Genomic DNA, 17,390 nt, shown 5'->3' on the forward strand with positions numbered 1-17,390 from the left:
GTCCCCCGGATGCGGAGCGAAACCGCACCCGGGGAAGACCGGCTCAGTAGTCCCACACCGCCGGCACGAAACGGAACGCGTTGCCCGCGACCGCCACGTGGCAGACGGACGGGAACGGCAGGTGCGTCGCCACCAGCTGCTCGCCGCTGGCGGCCAGCTCCGTCAAAAGCCGGACCCGGACCCGGGCCGACTCCTCGGGGTCGTGCTCGAACCCGTTGTACCAGTCCGGATTGTCGAACCCGGGCTGGAAGACCGCGTCGCCGGCGAACGTCAGCCGTTCGCCGCGGGATTCCAGCCGGACGATGCTGTGGCCGGGAGTGTGCCCGCCGGTGCGGCAGATCCGCACGCCCGGCGCCACCTCGTGCTCGGTTTCGAACGGCCGCAGCTGGCCGCGGTACACGTCGAGGAACCGCGTGGCCGTCGTGCGCAGCACCTCCGGGATCGGCTCCGGCATGACCGTCCGCGAGAAATCGGGCGCCTGCCAGAATTCCGCCTCCGCCGACGCGAGGTGGACCTGCAGATCCTCGCGCAGCCGGCCGCGCAGGCCCTCGACGAGCAGCCCGCCGATGTGGTCCATGTGCAGGTGGGTGAGCACGACGTCGGTCACCGACGACGGGTCGATCCCGGCCGCGACGAGCCGCATCGCCAGCTGCCCGGCGCGCGGGAAGCCCGGGAATTCGGTGCCGAGACCGGAATCGATCAGCACCGTCCGGCCGCCGCTGCGCACGACGGCGACGTTCAGCGGCCAGTCGATCATCTCCGGCGGCAGGAACATTTCGCGCAGCCACGCGGCCAGATCGGCCCGGTCGGCGTTGGTGGCCAGCGTTTCGGCGGTGATCGGCAGCACGCCGTCGCTGATCACCAGCACTTCGATGTCGCCGACCTTCAGCGCGTACCGCGAAGGGACCGCCTCGTCGAGACGGGCGGAAGGGGCCAAGCTCATGGGTTCTCCTCGGGAGTCGCACAGCCAGATCGTCGGCTAAGACCGGACGGCCGCCCGGTTTGTGACAACCCGCCGGAAAAAGGTGCTCTCGCCCAGGATCCGGTTCCGCGGCGATCAGGCCTGCGGAGCCTTCGACGCCTTCCGCACCACGTGCCGCTGACCGTCCGCGTGCAGCATGGGCTCGAACCGCGACCGGGCTTCTTCCGCCAGTTCGGCGCCGAGGTCCGCCTCGTACCGGCTCCCCGACGCGGCGATCCGCAACCGGTCGCCCCCCGTGCCGAGGCCGGTGATCCGGTTCCGCGCCACCGCCAGCAGCTGGACGCCGTGCGTCAGCGGCCGCCGGCCCAGCACATGGCGGACCACCACCAGCTCCTGGCGCGTCAGGACGACGAACGCCGCCGGCCGGGATTGCTGCCACAGCCAGCGTTGCGGGAGTTCCGGTTCCGCGCCGAGGTAGCGCGTATGCCGGGGATGTCCGAGTGCCACCAACGGCGACGCCGGGAGCCGCTCCCAGCCGAGGGCGGGCGGGCCCGCGTGCGCCGGTTCCGGCGCGCCGGGGCGGTGCGCGCGCGAGCGGACGTGGGTCAGGAGGTCGGCGACCGCGGGCCACGCCCACGAGCGGTAGCGGAAAACCAGTGTCGTGCGGACACCGGTTAGCACCAGGCACGCGTGCTTCCCCGCCATCGCGTGCTCGACCGCGATCAGCTCCGGGTACGGGATCGCGCCGACGATGCGCGGGTACGGCAGATCGTCGACCCACAGCGCCACCCCGCGCGCGCCCGCGCCCAGCGCCTGTTCCGGCGTCCACACCACGCCGTCGCCCGACGGCCGCGTCGCCGACGGGGCCAGGACCACTTCGCCCGGGCCGACCAGGTCCGCGAGGTCCTCCGCCGCCGCGCCCGGCCGGGACCAGCGGGAAGGCGGTTTGGTGTCGAGCCGGTCGGCGAGGTCGCGGCCGACCTGGATCTCCCACGGCTCGGCCGCGGCACTGAGCGCGGCCCGCGCACCGCCGATGCCGGACATGCGAGCCTCCTGCCGCCGCGGGAGCCGGGCCAGGCGCCCGGTGCTTCCAGCGTATACACCGCCGCGGAGCCGGTTCTCATTCCGGAGTTCGCCCGGGTGGGACCCAGATCACCCGAATGCCGCAACCAGCTTCGACCATGCGCCCTGGCCCGCCGCGCCCCTAGAATCGGCGGTGCGGCACCGGAGCCACACCGTCCTTTGTGGACACGATGCCGCGCGGTCAGCCGTCGACCCTGGAGGGAACCTCGTGTCCGCACCGGAATCCGTGCAGATCGTCACCGCCCGGCGCATCGTGACCATGACCGGCGCCGAACCGCCTGCCTTCGCGATGCGCGGCGAACGGATCGTCGCGCACGGCGCCGTCGCCGACCTGCGCGGCGAGTTCCCGGGCGCGCAGCTGCACGATTTCGGCGACGCCACCGTCATCCCCGGCTTCAACGACGCCCACCAGCACCCGACCGTCGTCGCCGCGCAGTCCCTGCAGGTCGACCTCTCGCCGTCCCGGATCAGCTCGACCGCCGACCTCACCGCGGCCCTGCGCGACCAAGCCGCCGCGACGCCGCCCGGCGAATGGGTCATCGGCTGCGGCTACGACTCGTTCCGCAGCAACGGCGGCCGCGAACTCACCCGCGCCGACCTGGACGAAGCCTGCCCGGACCACCCGGTGCTGGTCGTGCACGTGACCCTGCACGCCGGCGTCGTCAACTCCCCCGGCCTCGCCCTCGCCGGCCTCACCGACGCGAGCGAACCCCCGCCCGGCGGTCACCTCGGCCGCGACGCCGCCGGCCGCCTCGACGGCGTCATCCACGACCAAGCCCTCTACGACCTGGCGTTTCCCGCTTTCACCCCGCGCCCCACGATCGTGCAGGACCCGTCCACCGAGGTCCTGGCCGCCGCCTTCACCCGGCACGCCGCAGCGCTGCACGCCGCGGGCATCACCTCGGTCGGCGATGCGCTGGTCGGTCGCACCGAATGGCAGGTCCTGCGCCACCTGGCCGACCAGGACCAGCTCACCCTCCGGGTCAACGCGCTGGCCGCCTACGACCACTTCGACTACTTCCGCGCCCTCCCCGACGCCCCGCTCACCCCGGAAACCCGGCTGCGCCTCGGCGGCGTCAAGACCTTCGCCGACGGTGCTGTCAACGGCGGAACCTGCCTGGTCGAACAGCCCATCGAAGGCACCGACAGCTACGGATTGGAGCGCGTCAGCGCCGCCGAACTGGCCGACACCGTGCGCCACGTGCACGACGCCGGCTGGCGAGTCTGCGTGCACGCCAACGGCGACCGCGCGATCCGCCGGGTCCTCGACGCCGTCGACCAGGCCCAAGCCGCGAACCCGCGCGAGGATCCGCGGCACCGCATCGAGCACTGTTCCATCATTGACGACGAGATCCTGAAGCGCATGCGCGACCACGGCATGGTCGCGGTGCCGTTCGCGAACTACGCCGCCGCGCACGGGGACAAGCTGACCAAGTACTACGGGGCGGAACGCGTCGAGCGCATGTTCGCCCACCGCTCGATGCTCGACGCCGGGGTCGCCGTGGCCGGTTCGTCCGACCATCCGTGCGGGCCGTTCCCGCCGCTGTACGCACTGCGCAGCTGCGTCACGCGGCTGGCCCCGAACGGCGAGGTGTTCGGGCCTTCGCAGCGGATCAGCGTGGAGGCCGCGCTCGGGATTTACACGACTGGGTCGGCCTATGCGTCCGGCGAGGAGGCGACCAAGGGACAGCTCGCGCCGGGATTCCTGGCCGATTTCGCGGTGCTCGCGGAGGATCCGTTCGCGGCCGACCCGGAGGCGTTGGACCGGGTGCGGGTACGGGAAACGTGGGTCGGCGGGGAGCGGGTCTGGTCGGCCTGATTTATCGCCGAAAATTCGATATTTGCAAGATTAATCGAACCGGTTAGCGTTTTCTTCATGAACGCTGTCGTCGTCCGCGCCACGCCCGAATCCGTGCCGCAGCTCGTCGCCTCGGCAACCGGCCTGTTCGCCGAGGACGGCGGGCGGCGGGATCCGTACCTGGATGTCGCGTGGCCGCGCCGCGAAGGCGCTGCTTACTTCGCGGACCTGGTGCGCCGCAACGATTCCCTGTGCCTGCTGGCGTACTCCGCCGCAGGCTCCGCGATCGGCCACCTGATCGGCCGCATCCGCCGCCCCGACCCGCTCCGGCCGGACGCGGTGGTCGGCGTCCTGGAGAGCCTGCGCGTCGACCCCGCGCACCGCGAAACCGGTGTCGCGAGGGCCTTGACGGAAGAATTCTTCGCGTGGGCCAGGAAATCCGGCGCGAATCAAGCCAGCGTCACCGCATACGCGGCCAACGAATCCGCTATCAGCTTCTACCGTGGTCGTGGATTCGCCCCGTTCGAACTCACCTTGCACGCACCCATTTAGCCCTACAACGTCAAATACCCCTGCGCGAACCCCGCAGCCACCGCCGCCGCACGATCATTGACGCCGAGTTTCGCGTACACGTGCAGCAGGTGCGTCTTCACCGTCGCCTGACTGATGAACAACTGCTCGGCCGCCCGACGGTTCGACGCACCCTTCGCGATCAGCTGCAGGACCTCGATTTCGCGTTCCGACAACAGATCCGCCGCTGGTTGCCGCAGCTGCCCCATCAGGCGCGTCGCGACCGTCGGAGAGAGCACCGCTTGGCCTTGCGCCGCGGCTTCGACCGCGCGGAAGAGCTCCTCCCGGGGTGCTTCCTTCAGCAGATACCCGGTGGCTCCCGCTTCGATCGCCGGGAGGACGTCGCTGTCGGTGTCGTACGTCGTCAGCACCAGGATTCGTGCGGGGACACCGCGTTTCGCCAGTTCCTTGATCGCGGTGACGCCGCCGGTTCCCGGCATTCGCAGGTCCATGAGGATCACGTCCGGGCGAAGCTGCTCGCCCGCCGTGATCGCGGTGGCTCCGTCTGCGGCCTCGCCGACTACCTCGAACCGCGGGTCGGCACCGAACATGCCGCGCAGGCCGTCGCGCACCACCGGGTGATCGTCGACGATCAGCAGCGAAATCACCGCGCACCTCCGGCCGGAATGGCGGGCACGGTCGCCGAGATCGCCGTGCCGAGGCCGGGTTCCGATTCGATGTCGAGGCGTCCCGCGAGGCGTTGCACCCGCTGCCGCATTCCGGACAGTCCGAAGCCGCCGTTCGTGGAACCGTTGGCGCGCTTGGCATTCGGTTCGAAGCCGACGCCGTCGTCGCGGACGTCGAGGGTTACCAGGTCCGGCATGTACGACAAGGTCAGGCCGACCCGCTTCGCCCGCGCGTGCTTCGCGACGTTCGACAGCGCTTCCTGCGCGGTCCGCAGCAAAGCCACTTCGACGTCGGTGTGCATGGGGCGGGCGTCGCCGGTGGTGGTGAGCACGGCGTCGACGCTGTTGGCCGCCGACCAGTTCCTGGTCACCTCGCCGATCGCCTCCGGAAGCCGGGCTTCGGCGAGCACCGACGGTTCGACGGAGTGCACCGTCCGGCGCGCCTCGACCAGGCTTTCCCTCGCCAGGTTCGTCGCGTTCGCCACGTGGCGGCCCAGCGCTTCCGGTTCGGCGGCGGTTTGTTCGGCGGCTTGCAGCTGCGTCAGGATTCCGGCCAGGCCCTGGGCGAGGGTGTCGTGGATTTCCCGCGCCATCCGCTGCCGTTCGTCCAGGACTCCGGCCTCGCGAGCCTGGACCAGCAATCGCGCGTGCAGTCCGGCGTTCTCGGCCAAGGCGGCTTCCAGTTTCCGGTTTGCCTCGTGCAGTTCCGCGAGCGCCTGTTTCTGCAATTCGTTCCGCTGGTAGGCCATGTCCACGAAATAAAACACCGCTCCCGCCAGCGCGATCGAAAGCACGCTCACGCCGAGCCACACCCACCAGAGGTTTTCCGCGTCGATCTTGGCGATTCCGCCCAGGAAGGCCATTGCCGAGACCACCGCGGTGGCCGCAGCGCCGGCGTATCGCCAGCGTCCGGTCAGGTACTGGAATGCTTGCGGGTAGCCGACAAAGGCGAACAGGCCGTACCACGGCGCGAGAGCTGCCAAGCCCGCCGTGATCGCCAGCAGGCCCGCGTAATATCCGGCCCGCAATGCGGGTGGATGGAGAGTGTGAAACCACAGCAGCCACAGGGCGGCAGCGGCGGAAAGACCCAGTACCATCGGAAGATCCGCGGGCAGCTGTAGAAAAGTAATGCTCACGCTCACCGCGAGAAGGACGTACGGCAGCACGGTGAAGGTCGCCGTCTGTGCGCGTTCCCAGCGGTCGAACTCTTCGCGCAGCTCCCCCTCGATGCCCACCAGTCACTCCCAGCGGAAATAGCGCGCGGCCAAGCCCCCGGCCACGACAAGCCACCCTAGCATGACACCGAGGTGCAGCAGCTGCGGCAAATTCCCGGAAGCCGTGTCCTGCAACGCTTGTACGCCCGCGCCGAGCGGCGTCAGGTCGCTGATCGTCCGCAGCACGTCGTTCATGTCGGCGCGCGGCAGCCAGAGCCCGGCGAAGAACACGAGCGGGAAGAACACCAGGGAACCGACCGCGCTGGCGCTCTTCGCGGACCGGGCGAGCGCCGCGACCAGCAATCCGATCGCGAACAGCGCCAGTGCCAGCAGGGCGAAACTGAGCAGGTACCCGGGCAGCTGCCGAGGGAGGTCGATACCGAAGGCCAGCCATCCAGTTAAGAGGATGACCAGCGTGGACGCCGCCGACAGCACCACAGCCATCAGCAGTTGCGCACCGAGCAGGACAGTCGGTTTCACCGGGGTGAGCCGCATCCGCCGCAGCACGCCCTTCTCGCGATAGGAGGCGAACAGCTGGGACAGGCCGCTGAGCGAGAACAGCGCGACCCCCATCGCGACGACGATCGGCAGGTACCGGCTGATCATCCGGACTCCGTCCGGTCCGGGGTCGCGCAAAGCCGGGATCAGGCCGAGAACGCCGAACAGGACCGGCGAGAACGCGAGCGCGAAGAACACGACGATCGGCTCGCGGAAGAACAGTTTCGTTTCGGTGGCGGCGAGCCGGGACAAGGCGGGCACCGGGGTCTCCTCAGGATTCGATGGAACGGCCGGTGAGCGCGACGAACGCGTCGTCCAGCGTGGTCTGGTCCATGCGCAGGCCGGCGATCTGGCGGCGGGCCAGCGCGGACGTCACCGCGAGCAGCAGGTTTCCCCGTCCGGTGACGACGATCTGGCTGCCGGCGCGCTCGACGGCGGTGACCTCCGGCAGCCTGGTGAGCACGGCGTCGTCGAAGGGCGCGGCAGCGCGAAACCGGAGCCGCTGCTGGTCGTCGACGCGTGCCACCAGCCCGGCTGGACTGTCGACCGCGACGACCTGACCAGCGTCGATGACCGCCAGCCGGTCGCACAGCCGCTCGGCTTCCTCCATGAAGTGCGTGACCAGCAGGATCGTCACGCCACGCGCGCGGATGCGTTCGACCAGGCCCCAGACGTCGCGGCGGGCCTGGGGATCGAGGCCGGTGGTGAGTTCGTCCAGCACCGCGACCTGGGGATTGCCGAGCAGCGCGAGCGCGATCGACAGCCGTTGTTTCTGGCCGCCGGACAAGCGGCGGAACTGAGTGCCGAGTTTGGTCTCGAGGGTGAGGATTCCGGCGAGTTCCCGCCAGTCGGCCGGGTCGCGGTAGAACGAGCTGTACAGCTGGAGCGCCTCGCCGACCTTCAGTTTGTCCGGCAGTTCGCTTTCCTGGAGCTGCCCGCCGAGGACCTGGCGCAGTTCGGCGTCGTCGCGCTGCGGGTCGAGGCCGCAGACCCGGATCGTCCCGCCGTCCGGCCTGCGCAGCCCTTCGACGCACTCGACGGTCGTGGTCTTGCCTGCCCCGTTCGGGCCGAGAATGCCGAAAATCTCGCCCGGTTCGACGGTGAAACTGACGCCGTCGACCACGGTCTGCCCGCCGTACCGCTTGACGAGGCTTTCCACCTCGATGATTGCCATGCGTCCACCGTGCCGGGTGGCACCGGTGCGGCGAATCGACTGCGCGGCCAGAGTTTCCGGCCGGTCCCGGCGGAGCGGCGGATCAGCCGATCGGTCGATGCGCGATCAACCGAGGTGCACGGACTCCGCCCCGATCGCCGGTTCGACGTGCACCGCCGCCGCGGTCAGGCGGGGAACCGCGGCGATGAGCCGGTGTTCCAGGCTGTGCGCCAGTTCGTGCGCCTGCTCGACGGTGAGAGTGTTGCCGACCTGGACGGCGAGTTCGGCGCGCAGGCTGTGGCCGATCCAGCGCATCCGGACCTCCCGCACGCCCTCCACTCCGGGCACCGCCGCGGCTGTCGCTTCGGCCAGTTCGACGGTCGCCGGGTCGACGGCGTCCATCAGCCGCCGGAAGACTTCCTTGGCCGCGTCGCGCAGGACGAACAGGATCGCGACGGTGATCAGCAACCCGATCACCGGGTCGGCCGCCGGGAAACCGAGGGCCACTCCGACTGCGCCCAGCACCACGGCCAGCGAGGTGAAGCCGTCGGTGCGGGCGTGCAGGCCGTCGGCGACCAAGGCGGCGGAGCCGATTTCGCGGCCGACGGTGATGCGGTACCGGGCGACGAGCTCGTTCCCGGCGAAGCCCACCACTCCGGCGGCGGCGAGCACCCAGAGCTGCTGCACGGGGTGCGGGTGCAGCAGCCGGTCGATCGCTTCGTAGGCGGCCAGCGCGGCGGATCCGGCGATGATCAGCACCACGACGACTCCGGCGAGGTCTTCGGCGCGGCCGAGGCCGTAGGTGTAGCGGCGGGTCGCGGCGCGGCGGCCGAGGGCGAAGGCGATGCCCAGCGGCAGGGCGGTGAGGGCGTCGGCGAAGTTGTGGATGGTGTCGCCGAGGAGGGCTACCGAACCGGTGACCGCGACCAGGGCCAGCTGGATGACGGCGGTGCCGAACAGGGCGGCGAACGACCAGATCAGCGCCCGGATGCCGCGCTGGCTGGTTTCGAGGGCGGTGTCGAGGCGGTCGGCGCTGTCGTGGCTGTGCGGGGTGAGGAGGTGTTTGACGCGGTGCCGCCAGGTCGCTGGCTCGTGATGACCATGGCCGTGGCCGTGGCCGTGCGCAGGCGAGTGGCCGTGCCCGTGGCCGTGCGCGGACTCGTGACCGTGACCGTCGCCATGGCCGTGCGCGGGCTCGTGACCAGGGCCGGAAACGCCATGGCCATGCGCGGGGTCGTGCCCATGCCCGTGACCAGGGCTGTCCTGGCGGGATTCCGGCTCGTGCGCGTGGCCGCCGCCCGCCGCGGTCTCGGAACCGTGTCCCAGCTCTGCCATCGCCCGCTCCCGGATGTTCCGCAATGTCCCACGACCGGGCGAACGCCCCGGCCCACTGTCAGCATACCTGCGCAGATGCGCAGATAACCGAGAAGGAACGGTAGCATCGGGGCATGCACTCCTCCCTGCCGGACTTCGACATGCCCTCCGACGAGCAGGTCCACCTGGCCGCGGAAAGCTTCCGCCTGCTCTCCGACCCGACGCGGATCAAGGTGCTGTGGGCGCTGCTGCAGGGGGAATCGTCGGTGGCCTGCCTCGCCGAACTGGCCGGGGCCGCGCCGACCGCGGTCAGCCAGCATCTGGCCAAGCTGCGGCTCGCGGGGCTGGTGAAGGGCCGCCGCGAGGGGACGTTCGTGTACTACTCCGCCGCGGACGAGCACGTGCGCGGGCTGCTGGCGCAGGCGCTGCACCACGCCGACCATATGGACCGCGACATCCCCGGCGGCGACGCCCAGCCGCACCGGCCTCGGATGCGGAACGCCTGAAGCGCTCAGGCGGCCTGAGCGCCAATGCCGGGCCGTGAGGGCCACCCTGAGGGAATCAGATTCCCTCAGGGTGGCCCTCACGGCCCGCACGACACGGGCAGATGAGAATGAATCGGGCATTTCGGCGGCGGTGGCGTCTCTTGTGGACGGTGAGCGGGACTGAGGCCGCCTAAGTTCCTGGATTGGGCCTGAGCGCCGACCAGGTGCCGCAACGGTTCCGGCAGCACGTCCCAGACCTCCTCCGCCACCTGCACCGTCTCGCGACCCAGCACGTCCAGCACCACGCCGGCCCGGTGCACGGCCTCCGGATCCGTCAGGTCCGCCCGGCGCGCGATCCGTCCGACGAAGTCCTCCAGTTCGTAGCGTTCCCCGGAGCCGCCGCCCGGGCGCAGGTCGTCGGCCAGTCCGGGCGGCAGTTGCACCGCCAGGCTGGCCGCCGCTTCCGGCGAGATCCGCTCGGACAGCGTCCGCAGCACGGCGTGCGCGACCCGTTCGGCGTCGCGGGACTCGGCGAGGCACGCCCGCCTCCGGATGAGTTCGACGATCTCGTTCATCGTTCCCGGATACCCGGGGCAGCCGCCCGCAATCGTCCGGTTAGCGGCGCGACCACCGGGTATCAGCGGTTCATGGACCATTCAGCGACGTCTCCCGCACCGGCCGAGCAGGCGCAGACCGCGCTGCGCCGGCTCCGTCGCGAAGCCGGTGCCGGCGGCTACGAATCCCCCGCGGAGCTGTACCGCACGCTCGGCCTGCTGAGCCTGCTCGCCGACGACCTCTCCGAACTCCTCCCCGACCTGGGCGGCCAGCTCGAGGAATCCTTGCTCGCCGGGCGCGTGCGGCACCATTCGGACGACGCGCAGGAAGCCTGCGACGCGGTCGTCTCGGCGGCGCACAGCATCTCGGTCGCCCGCTTCACCGCGCTCCTGGTCGGGCAGGAAATCCAGAAAGCACAGACCGCGATCCGCGATCTCGCCGCCGCCTGACGCCGTTTTGCCCCGTCCCGCGCGGGTACCCGGACGGAAAGCGCCGCAGCGAGGAGGGAGCATGATGCCCGACAGCGATCCGGCCGAGCCCGAAACGCTCGACCAGTCCGAGTCCCTCGACGAGGACGAACTGCGGGTCGACCCGTTGGAGGCCGGGGTCGAACCGCCGGAGCGCTGGAGCCCGGCGACCCGGCAGGCCACGACGCCCGCCGAGGCGCGCGAAGGCGAACCGCTCGGGAACCGGCTCGCCGAGGAACGCCCGGACGTCCAGCCGGTGCCGAACCCGCCCGACGACGAGACGCTCGCCCGTGCGGAAGCGGCCATGGCCGCGGCCCCGGACGAGGACCTCCCGCAGCGCCGTGCGGATCCGGATCCGGCCGAACAGGCGGACGAGGCAGGCGGTTCCGTCGCGAAGTCGCTCCGCGAGGAGTGACCGGGCGCGACCGGCCGCGGAAAGGAGCCCCCATGCCGACGGTCACCACCCGTTCCTGGGCGCGGCCGGTCGTCGCCGTGCTCGGGCTGGTCTACCTGGTCCTCGGCATCGCCGGGTTCTTCGTGCCGGAAACCGCGCACGCCGGGCACGACACCACGCGCGCGGTCTGGCTGTTCAGTTCCAGCACGGTCCTGAACATCGTCCACACCGCACTCGGTTTGCTCGGGATTTTGGCCGCACGCAAGCTTTCCGGAGCCGTCGCGTACTGCTGGGTGCTGTTCGTGGCGTTCACCGGCCTCACCGCGTACGGGATACTGGCGACGGCCTTCAGCACCGCACGCGACGACCCGGTGAATCTCAACTGGGCGGACAACTGGCTGCACGGGCTGACCGCGCTCGTCGCCTTGGCCGTCGCGCTCAGCGGCAGCCGCGAACGGGCTTAGGGGCGCCGCCAGCTGTGGTCCGGGAACGCCGTTCCGGCCTGCGCGCCCATGCGCATCAGCCCGCCGTCGACCACCAATGAAGCGCCCGTGATGTACCCCGCCGCGGGGGTGGCCAGGAAAGCCACCGCCGCGGCGACTTCGCGGGCGTGCCCGGGGCGGCCCAAGGGAATTCCCGGACGCTCCTGATCGCGCGGGTCGACGTCGGTCTGACCGGTCATCGGGGTGGAGATTTCGCCGGGGGCAACGGAATTGACCGTGATCCCGTACTCGGCGAGTTCGAGCGCGAGCACCTGGGTCAGCGCGCCCGCACCGGCTTTCGCCGCGCAATACGGTGCGGCGCCGACGCGGGGCACGTGCTCGTGAACGCTGGTGATCGTGATGATCCGGCCGCCGCGCCCGGCGTCGATCATGTGGCGCGCGGCGCGTTGCGAGCACACGAAAACGCCGTGGAGGTCGACGTCCACGACGCCGCGCCAGGTGTCGAAATCCATGTCCATCGCGAGTTCGCTGCTGCCGGTCCCGGAGCAGTTGACCAGCACGTCGACGCCGCCGAGTTCGTCAGCGAGGTCGTCGACGGCGCTCGCCGCGGTCGGCAGGTCGGTGAGGTCGAGCTGCCGCACGTGTGCGGACACGCCCTGCTCCCGTGCTTCGGCGGCGGTCTCCTGCGCCCCGGTTTGGTCGGCGTGCCAGGTGATTCCGACGTCCACTCCCCCGCCGGCGAGCGCGACGGCCACCGCCCGGCCGATGCCGGAATCCGCGCCGGCCACGACCGCCGCGCGCGGCCCGTCCGCCTCCTCGGGCAACGGTGCTGGGTCCACCATGTTCTCTCCTTCCCTTGCGGTTCAAGCGGTTACCCGGCGGCTCGGCCGCTTGGCCAATTCCTCCACCGCGGCCACGACTTCCGCCGGGTCGATGCCGTCCAGGCACGGGTGCCCGGCGACCGGGCAGATGCGGGCGCGGCTTCCCCGGCACGGCGCGTGCTGGTCGCCGAGCAACGCCGCCGGGACCCCGAACGGAGCCCAGCGCGCGGCGGGCACCACCGGCGCGAACAGCGACACCACCGGGGTTCCGACCGCTGCCGCCAGATGCGCCGGGCCGGTATTCGGGGCGACGACTGCCTCGGCTCCGGCGAGTACAGCGGCCAGTTCGAGCAGAGTCGTGCGACCGCTCAGGTCGACGTCGGCGGTCATTCCCTCCGGCTTTGCGCCAGTGACGACAACGCGATGTCCCGCTTCGGCGAGCGCGTCCACGATCCGTCCACTATGGACTGGAGAAGGGCTGCGCGCCGGGACCGAGGCCGTCGGGTGCACCACGACGTAGTCGCCGATCCCGGTCAGCGCGGAAACATCCGGCAGCGGACCGCGGATCGCGAGCCGGCCGTCGTCGTCTGGAGGCAGCGAGCACCCGGCGGCTTGGGCCAGCGACAGCATCCGCAGCGCTTCCGGCGGATCGCCCGGTACGCGGTGGCGCAGGTCGAGGAGGCTGCCCGGGTAGTCGTCGCAGATCGCACCGATCCACGGCACCCCGGCCAGGCGGAGCACCAGCGCGAGCGGCAACGGCGACTGGTGGAACGAGGTGAGTACGAACGCCGCGTCGAAACCGGTCAGCTGTTCGGCGAGGGCGTCGACGGACGGGCGGGTCAGCGGCGGCGGTTCGGGGTCGATCCACGGCGCGCTGAAGACCTGCACCTCGTCGACGCCGGGCAGCAGTTCCCCGGCCGCGGCACCGTGCGGTCCGGCGAGCAGCGTGACGTGCTCGGCCTGCGCGGCGATCGCCCGGATCGCCGGACCGGCCAGCAGGACGTCGCCGAGATTGTCCTGCCGGGCCACCAAAACGCGCTTCACGCGAGGACTCCGGTCTGGCGCAGTGCGTCCGCGAGGTCTCGCGCCACCAGGGCGTCTTGCCGGGCGCGGTCGATCTCGGCGGGCAGGGTGCGGGCGGTCGGCACCAGCACGGCGCGCGCTCCGGCGGCGAGCCCGGCTTCGACGTCCGCGCCGGTGTCGCCGATGACGACGCACCGCGCCGGGTCGACCGAAAGCTCTTTCGCCGCGCGCCGGACGAGTTCCGGGGACGGTTTGCGGCAGCCGCAGCCATCGTCGGCGTCGTGCGGGCAGACCTGCCAGGTGCCGAACTCGCCGAACAACTCGTCCACGCGGGCGTTCACCGCGGTCAGCTGAACCGGTTCGATCAGTCCTTTCGCGACTCCGGACTGATTGCTCACCACGCCGACCCGGACGCCTTTCCGCCGGAGTTCCCGAACGAGGCTCACCGCGCCGTCGACCGGCCGGACCTGTTCCGGATCGGAGAGATACGGGATGTCGTGGATCAACGTGTCGTCGCGGTCGAACAGCACTGCCTGCGGCGAAAGCGAACGGCGGGCGGCAATCTCGCCGCGCAGCCGGTGATAGCAGGCGGCGGGCGGGATGAGCACGCTCGTCACGAGCATGCGTGCGATCTCGCCGGGCGTGGCTGGCCCGGAACGGATGCGTTGTGCGGCGAACGCACCGGTCAGCCCGGCCCAGGCTGCCAGGGCTAGGCGACGCTTCCGGGGCGCGAGCGCGGCGACTGCGGTGGCGACGGTCAGCGCGTGCCGCCCCAGCATTCCGCTGCCAGCGCCGGTTCGCTGCCGCCACAGGACACCGTGTTTGTACCGCATTCGCGCGTTGTCCGCGTTGCCTCGCTGGGCTTTCACGCTGGCGAAGAATCCCGAACGGCGCGCTGGATGGGTCGTGACGCGCCCGCCGCGCTCGATGCGGTGTCCCTTGAGCACGACGCGCACGGCCAGGTCGGAGTCTTCCCGGAACGCACGCGGGAACCGCTCGTCGAAACCGCCGGCCTCGATCAGCGCCGACCGGCGGTAAGCCATGTCCGCGGTGATCCAGCGCGCCGTTTCCAGCCCGGCGGTGCCGCGTTCGTCGTCGGTGGGTTTCCGGTCGTCCGGCAGCGGCACCACGATCCTGGCCTGCGACGCGGCGGTTTCCGGCGGCAGCCGGGCGAGGTCGGCGGCCAGCTGGGCGGGCCAGTCTGCGGCGAGGACCACGTCGTCGTCCACGAAGGCGATCCAGTCCGACTTCGCCGCGCGCCAGCCGGCGTTCCGCGCGGCAGCCGGGCCCCGGCCGTGCGAACGCAGCACCCGGACGCCCTCGGGAACCTCCAGATCGGTCCCTTGTGGACGGTCGTCGACCACGATCACCTCGGCCGGGCCGGGGCCTTCCGCGGCGCCGAGCGTGTCCAGCAGGGTCCGCAGCGCGAGGCGGCCGGTCGTCGGGATCACCACGGCGTAGTCCGGGAAAGTGTTCACCCGCGGCGGTTTACCCCGCCTCCGGGCAGGCAAACGGAACGTATGACAGCGCGTGCGCCGGGGTACCCGCAGCGCGACCGACTTTCAGGAGGTGCGATGACCACGCTCGACGACCGGGCCGCCACGCTCGCGATCACCGACCCGGCCGACGGGAGCCCGGTCGGCGCGGTCCCGATGGCCAGCCCGGACGAACTCGACGCCGCGCTCGGCCTCGCGCACCGGGCGCAGCCGGGCTGGGACCGGACCCCGGCCGCCGAGCGCGGCGCCGCCCTGCGTGCCGCCGCCGAACGCCTGCGCGCGCACGCCGACGACCTGGCCGAGCTCAACCGACGCGAGACCGGCCGTCTGCTCGAGGAAGCCAAGGAGGGGGTGCTCGCCGGGGCGGGCACCCTCGACCAGTACGCCGAGCTGGGTCCGGTGCATCGCGGCCGCAGCCTGCTCGGGGACTTCGCTGCCACCGATCTGATGGTCCCGGAGCCGCGTGGCGTGGTAGTCGCGCTGACCCCGTGGAACGACCCGGTCGCCGTGTCGTGCGGGCTCATCGGGGCGGCCGTGGTCACCGGGAACACTGTGGTGCACAAGCCGAGCGAACGGTGTCCGCACACCGGAGCGCTGTTCGGCGAGGTCCTTGCCGGGGTCTTGCCCGAAGGCGTGCTGCAGACCGTCCACGGCGACGGCCGGATCGGCGCGGTGCTGGCCGCGCGGAGCGATGTGGACGTTCTCGCGCACGTCGGCAGCACCGCCACCGGCCGGTCGATCGCGGCGAGCGCGGCCGCGACCGGAGCGAAAGCGCTGCTGGAGAACGGCGGCAACGACCCGCTCGTGGTGGACGAGGACGTCGACCCGCGGTGGGCCGCCGAGCAGGCCGCGCTCGGCGCGTTCGCGAATTCCGGGCAGATTTGCGTTGCGGTGGAACGGATTTACGTGCACCGCGCGATAGCCGAGAAGTTCACCGAAGCGCTCGTGGAGATCGCCCGAGGGCAAACGCTCGCCCCGCTGGTGGACACCCGGCACCGCGATCACGTGCATTCCCACGTGGAGAACGCCGTATCGCTGGGCACCGAAATCCGTACCGGCGGCCAGGTCCCGGCCGGGCCGGGCGCGCATTACCCGGCAACCGTGCTCACCGGATGCACCAGCCAGATGCGGGTGCTGCGGGAGGAAACCTTCGGTCCCGTCGCGCCGGTGTGCGTGGTGGATTCTTTCGAACATGGGCTGGCCGAGGCCGCGAACGACGATTACGGGCTCGCCGCCACCGTGCTCACCGCGTCGATGGAACACGCGCAGCACGCGTGGCGCGAACTGGCTGTCGGAACGGTCAAGATCAACGCCGTTTTCGGCGGCGCTCCCGGCGGGGCGGCCCATCCGCGCCGCGGCAGTGGTTCCGGCTATGGCTACGGGCCCGAACTGCTCGACGAGATGACGCAGACGAAGCTCGTCCACCTGGGCGCGCCCGTACGCGCGTGACGCCCAAACTCGACCGCACGCCGCTGGGCTGGGCGGCCCGTGCGATCCGCGTGCCCGGCAGCGAACGGCGTACTGCGTTGCAGGCCGCCAAGGCGACCGTCGCCGCGGTGGCTGCGTGGCTGCTGGCCACGGAGGTGATCGGCCTTTCCCAGCCGTTCCTCGCGCCCTACGCGGCGATTTTCCTGGTGGAAGCGACCGTTTACCGGAGCCTGCTCGGCTGGGCGCAGCAAGTCGGCTCGGTGACGCTCGGGGTGCTGCTCGCCGCCGGGGTCGCGCAAGTGGTGCCGCAACAGACGGTGACGCTGGCTATCGTCGTCTTCGTCGGTTTGCTGGTGGGTTCGTGGCGGCGGTTCGGCGCGTCCGGCGTGTGGGTCGGGGTGACCGGGATGCTGCTGGTCACCTACGGGACCGCGCGAAGCTCGGAACTGCTCGGCGACCGGCTGCTGGAGACCGCCCTCGGCGCCGCGATCGGGCTGGTGGTCAACGTGGTGATTTTCCCGCCACTGTACGGCGAACGCGTCGCCGCGGCCGCTGACCGGCTCGCTTCCGCACTCGCCGATCTGCTGGAAAACACCGCCGAACTGGTGCGGGCCGACGAGCTGCCGGAAGACCTGGACAACTGGCTCGGCCAGGTCAGCGACGTGCGCAGTCTGGCGCGGGCGGCCGAGGACGCGTCCGGGCTCACCCGGGAAGGCCGGTTCCTCAACCTGCGCAAGCGAAGCCGGCATTCCGGCACGCAGCACGAGGCATCGCTGCGGACGCTGGGAGCGTTGTGGCCGCCGGTCGAGCAGCTGGTCGAAGCGGTGCGCACGACGGCGGAGGGGCGGGAGCCGTTCGTCTATCCGTGGCCGAAAGCGCGTGACGCGCTCGCCGATTTGCTGCTCGAACTCGCTGCGGCGGTGCGGGATACCGCGGTCCCCGGGCGCAAGACGGATCTGGAACGCTGCCGGTCGCTGGTCTGCCAGGTCGAGGACCGCCTCGTCTCGTCAGACGACGGGGTGACTGCGACGCTCGGGCTCGGGGCGATGGCACTGCCGGTCCGCCGGTTGCTGCGGCAGCTCGACCAGCATTGATTGGCT

General features: G+C 71.2%; 19 protein-coding genes. 8 read left to right on the forward strand and 11 right to left on the reverse strand.

Features of this window, described 5'->3' with window-relative positions; translation table 11 throughout:
• Window positions 1–43: 43 nt before the first annotated feature.
• Both EIZ44_RS22585 and EIZ44_RS22590 read right to left on the reverse strand, forming a co-directional pair.
• Window positions 44–943, reverse strand: a complete 900-nt coding sequence (locus EIZ44_RS22585) for an MBL fold metallo-hydrolase (RefSeq protein ID WP_037813090.1) — start codon at window positions 941–943, stop codon at window positions 44–46.
• 114 nt (window positions 944–1,057) lie between these two features.
• Complete coding sequence (locus EIZ44_RS22590) at window positions 1,058–1,966, reverse strand: hypothetical protein (protein ID WP_134731034.1); 909 nt, start codon at window positions 1,964–1,966, stop codon at window positions 1,058–1,060.
• Between the two features lie 247 nt (window positions 1,967–2,213).
• Here EIZ44_RS22590 and EIZ44_RS22595 point away from each other — a divergent pair, with 247 nt between their 5' ends.
• Window positions 2,214–3,824 carry an amidohydrolase gene (locus EIZ44_RS22595; protein ID WP_205673270.1) on the forward strand — a complete coding sequence of 537 codons (1,611 nt, stop codon included), beginning with the start codon at window positions 2,214–2,216 and terminating at the stop codon, window positions 3,822–3,824.
• A gap of 57 nt (window positions 3,825–3,881) precedes the next feature.
• The gene (locus EIZ44_RS22600; protein WP_037813099.1) at window positions 3,882–4,355 is read left to right on the forward strand and encodes a GNAT family N-acetyltransferase; all 474 of its coding nucleotides are present in this window, start codon (window positions 3,882–3,884) and stop codon (window positions 4,353–4,355) included.
• A 2-nt stretch (window positions 4,356–4,357) separates the two neighbouring features.
• Here the strand turns inward: EIZ44_RS22600 and EIZ44_RS22605 are convergent, their stop codons facing one another.
• The 5 genes from EIZ44_RS22605 to EIZ44_RS22625 form a co-directional block, all read right to left on the reverse strand.
• On the reverse strand, window positions 4,358–4,981 hold the full coding sequence (locus tag EIZ44_RS22605; protein WP_134731038.1) for a response regulator: 624 nt from the start codon (window positions 4,979–4,981) through the stop codon (window positions 4,358–4,360).
• Window positions 4,978–6,234, reverse strand: coding sequence for a sensor histidine kinase (locus tag EIZ44_RS22610; protein WP_134731040.1), 1,257 nt, complete (start codon window positions 6,232–6,234; stop codon window positions 4,978–4,980). The genes EIZ44_RS22605 and EIZ44_RS22610 overlap by 4 nt, the downstream gene beginning before the upstream one ends.
• A 3-nt stretch (window positions 6,235–6,237) precedes the next feature.
• On the reverse strand, window positions 6,238–6,972 hold the full coding sequence (locus EIZ44_RS22615; RefSeq protein ID WP_134662319.1) for an ABC transporter permease: 735 nt from the start codon (window positions 6,970–6,972) through the stop codon (window positions 6,238–6,240).
• Between the two features lie 10 nt (window positions 6,973–6,982).
• Complete coding sequence (locus tag EIZ44_RS22620) at window positions 6,983–7,885, reverse strand: ABC transporter ATP-binding protein (RefSeq protein WP_134731042.1); 903 nt, start codon at window positions 7,883–7,885, stop codon at window positions 6,983–6,985.
• A 105-nt stretch (window positions 7,886–7,990) separates the two neighbouring features.
• Entirely contained in the window at window positions 7,991–9,199 is a 1,209-nt protein-coding gene (locus tag EIZ44_RS22625; RefSeq protein WP_240691379.1) for a cation diffusion facilitator family transporter, read from the reverse strand.
• 113 nt (window positions 9,200–9,312) lie between these two features.
• Here EIZ44_RS22625 and EIZ44_RS22630 point away from each other — a divergent pair, with 113 nt between their 5' ends.
• Window positions 9,313–9,684: an ArsR/SmtB family transcription factor gene (locus tag EIZ44_RS22630; protein ID WP_037813111.1), complete on the forward strand. Its 372-nt coding sequence runs from the start codon at window positions 9,313–9,315 to the stop codon at window positions 9,682–9,684.
• A gap of 77 nt (window positions 9,685–9,761) precedes the next feature.
• Here EIZ44_RS22630 and EIZ44_RS22635 read toward each other — a convergent pair whose 3' ends face one another.
• Window positions 9,762–10,238, reverse strand: coding sequence for a DUF2267 domain-containing protein (locus tag EIZ44_RS22635; RefSeq protein WP_167754243.1), 477 nt, complete (start codon window positions 10,236–10,238; stop codon window positions 9,762–9,764).
• 72 nt (window positions 10,239–10,310) lie between these two features.
• Between EIZ44_RS22635 and EIZ44_RS22640 the strand changes: the two genes are divergently transcribed.
• From EIZ44_RS22640 to EIZ44_RS22650, 3 genes are all read left to right on the forward strand, one after another.
• Window positions 10,311–10,667, forward strand: coding sequence for a hypothetical protein (locus EIZ44_RS22640; RefSeq protein ID WP_134731046.1), 357 nt, complete (start codon window positions 10,311–10,313; stop codon window positions 10,665–10,667).
• Between the two features lie 61 nt (window positions 10,668–10,728).
• Window positions 10,729–11,100: a hypothetical protein gene (locus tag EIZ44_RS22645; protein ID WP_338081087.1), complete on the forward strand. Its 372-nt coding sequence runs from the start codon at window positions 10,729–10,731 to the stop codon at window positions 11,098–11,100.
• A 32-nt stretch (window positions 11,101–11,132) separates the two neighbouring features.
• Window positions 11,133–11,543 (forward strand): DUF4383 domain-containing protein, encoded by a 411-nt coding sequence (locus EIZ44_RS22650; protein ID WP_134731048.1) that lies wholly within the window; start codon window positions 11,133–11,135, stop codon window positions 11,541–11,543.
• On the opposite strand, the gene EIZ44_RS22655 is transcribed toward EIZ44_RS22650, so the two are convergent.
• Genes EIZ44_RS22655 through EIZ44_RS22665 form a run of 3 tightly spaced genes read right to left on the reverse strand, consistent with a single transcriptional unit; the run spans window position 11,540 to window position 14,844 of the window.
• Window positions 11,540–12,364, reverse strand: coding sequence for an SDR family oxidoreductase (locus EIZ44_RS22655; protein WP_134731050.1), 825 nt, complete (start codon window positions 12,362–12,364; stop codon window positions 11,540–11,542). The two genes, EIZ44_RS22650 and EIZ44_RS22655, sit on opposite strands and share 4 nt — an antisense overlap.
• 21 nt (window positions 12,365–12,385) lie before the next feature.
• Entirely contained in the window at window positions 12,386–13,387 is a 1,002-nt protein-coding gene (locus EIZ44_RS22660) for a glycosyltransferase family 9 protein (protein ID WP_134731052.1), read from the reverse strand.
• Window positions 13,384–14,844, reverse strand: coding sequence for an HAD-IIIA family hydrolase (locus EIZ44_RS22665; RefSeq protein ID WP_134731054.1), 1,461 nt, complete (start codon window positions 14,842–14,844; stop codon window positions 13,384–13,386). The genes EIZ44_RS22660 and EIZ44_RS22665 overlap by 4 nt, the downstream gene beginning before the upstream one ends.
• A gap of 96 nt (window positions 14,845–14,940) precedes the next feature.
• Here EIZ44_RS22665 and EIZ44_RS22670 point away from each other — a divergent pair, with 96 nt between their 5' ends.
• The gene (locus EIZ44_RS22670) at window positions 14,941–16,311 is read left to right on the forward strand and encodes an aldehyde dehydrogenase family protein (RefSeq protein WP_134731056.1); all 1,371 of its coding nucleotides are present in this window, start codon (window positions 14,941–14,943) and stop codon (window positions 16,309–16,311) included.
• The gene (locus EIZ44_RS22675) at window positions 16,308–17,384 is read left to right on the forward strand and encodes an FUSC family protein (RefSeq protein WP_134731058.1); all 1,077 of its coding nucleotides are present in this window, start codon (window positions 16,308–16,310) and stop codon (window positions 17,382–17,384) included. The genes EIZ44_RS22670 and EIZ44_RS22675 overlap by 4 nt, the downstream gene beginning before the upstream one ends.
• Window positions 17,385–17,390: the final 6 nt, after the last annotated feature.

The organism is Amycolatopsis nivea, from assembly GCF_004522235.1.
GTDB lineage: Bacteria > Actinomycetota > Actinomycetes > Mycobacteriales > Pseudonocardiaceae > Amycolatopsis > Amycolatopsis nivea.

Bases quoted from the DNA above. Each gene is read 5' to 3' on its own strand.
- EIZ44_RS22585 (WP_037813090.1), bottom strand. From the start codon at position 943: ATGAGCTTGGCCCCTTCCGCCCGTCTCGACGAGGCGGTCCCTTCGCGG.
- EIZ44_RS22590 (WP_134731034.1), bottom strand. From the start codon at position 1,966: ATGTCCGGCATCGGCGGTGCGCGGGCCGCGCTCAGTGCCGCGGCCGAG.
- EIZ44_RS22600 (WP_037813099.1), top strand. From the start codon at position 3,882: ATGAACGCTGTCGTCGTCCGCGCCACGCCCGAATCCGTGCCGCAGCTC.
- EIZ44_RS22620 (WP_134731042.1), bottom strand. From the start codon at position 7,885: ATGGCAATCATCGAGGTGGAAAGCCTCGTCAAGCGGTACGGCGGGCAG.
- EIZ44_RS22625 (WP_240691379.1), bottom strand. From the start codon at position 9,199: ATGGCAGAGCTGGGACACGGTTCCGAGACCGCGGCGGGCGGCGGCCAC.
- EIZ44_RS22630 (WP_037813111.1), top strand. From the start codon at position 9,313: ATGCACTCCTCCCTGCCGGACTTCGACATGCCCTCCGACGAGCAGGTC.
- EIZ44_RS22635 (WP_167754243.1), bottom strand. From the start codon at position 10,238: ATGAACGAGATCGTCGAACTCATCCGGAGGCGGGCGTGCCTCGCCGAG.
- EIZ44_RS22640 (WP_134731046.1), top strand. From the start codon at position 10,311: ATGGACCATTCAGCGACGTCTCCCGCACCGGCCGAGCAGGCGCAGACC.
- EIZ44_RS22645 (WP_338081087.1), top strand. From the start codon at position 10,729: ATGATGCCCGACAGCGATCCGGCCGAGCCCGAAACGCTCGACCAGTCC.
- EIZ44_RS22650 (WP_134731048.1), top strand. From the start codon at position 11,133: ATGCCGACGGTCACCACCCGTTCCTGGGCGCGGCCGGTCGTCGCCGTG.
- EIZ44_RS22655 (WP_134731050.1), bottom strand. From the start codon at position 12,364: ATGGTGGACCCAGCACCGTTGCCCGAGGAGGCGGACGGGCCGCGCGCG.
- EIZ44_RS22670 (WP_134731056.1), top strand. From the start codon at position 14,941: ATGACCACGCTCGACGACCGGGCCGCCACGCTCGCGATCACCGACCCG.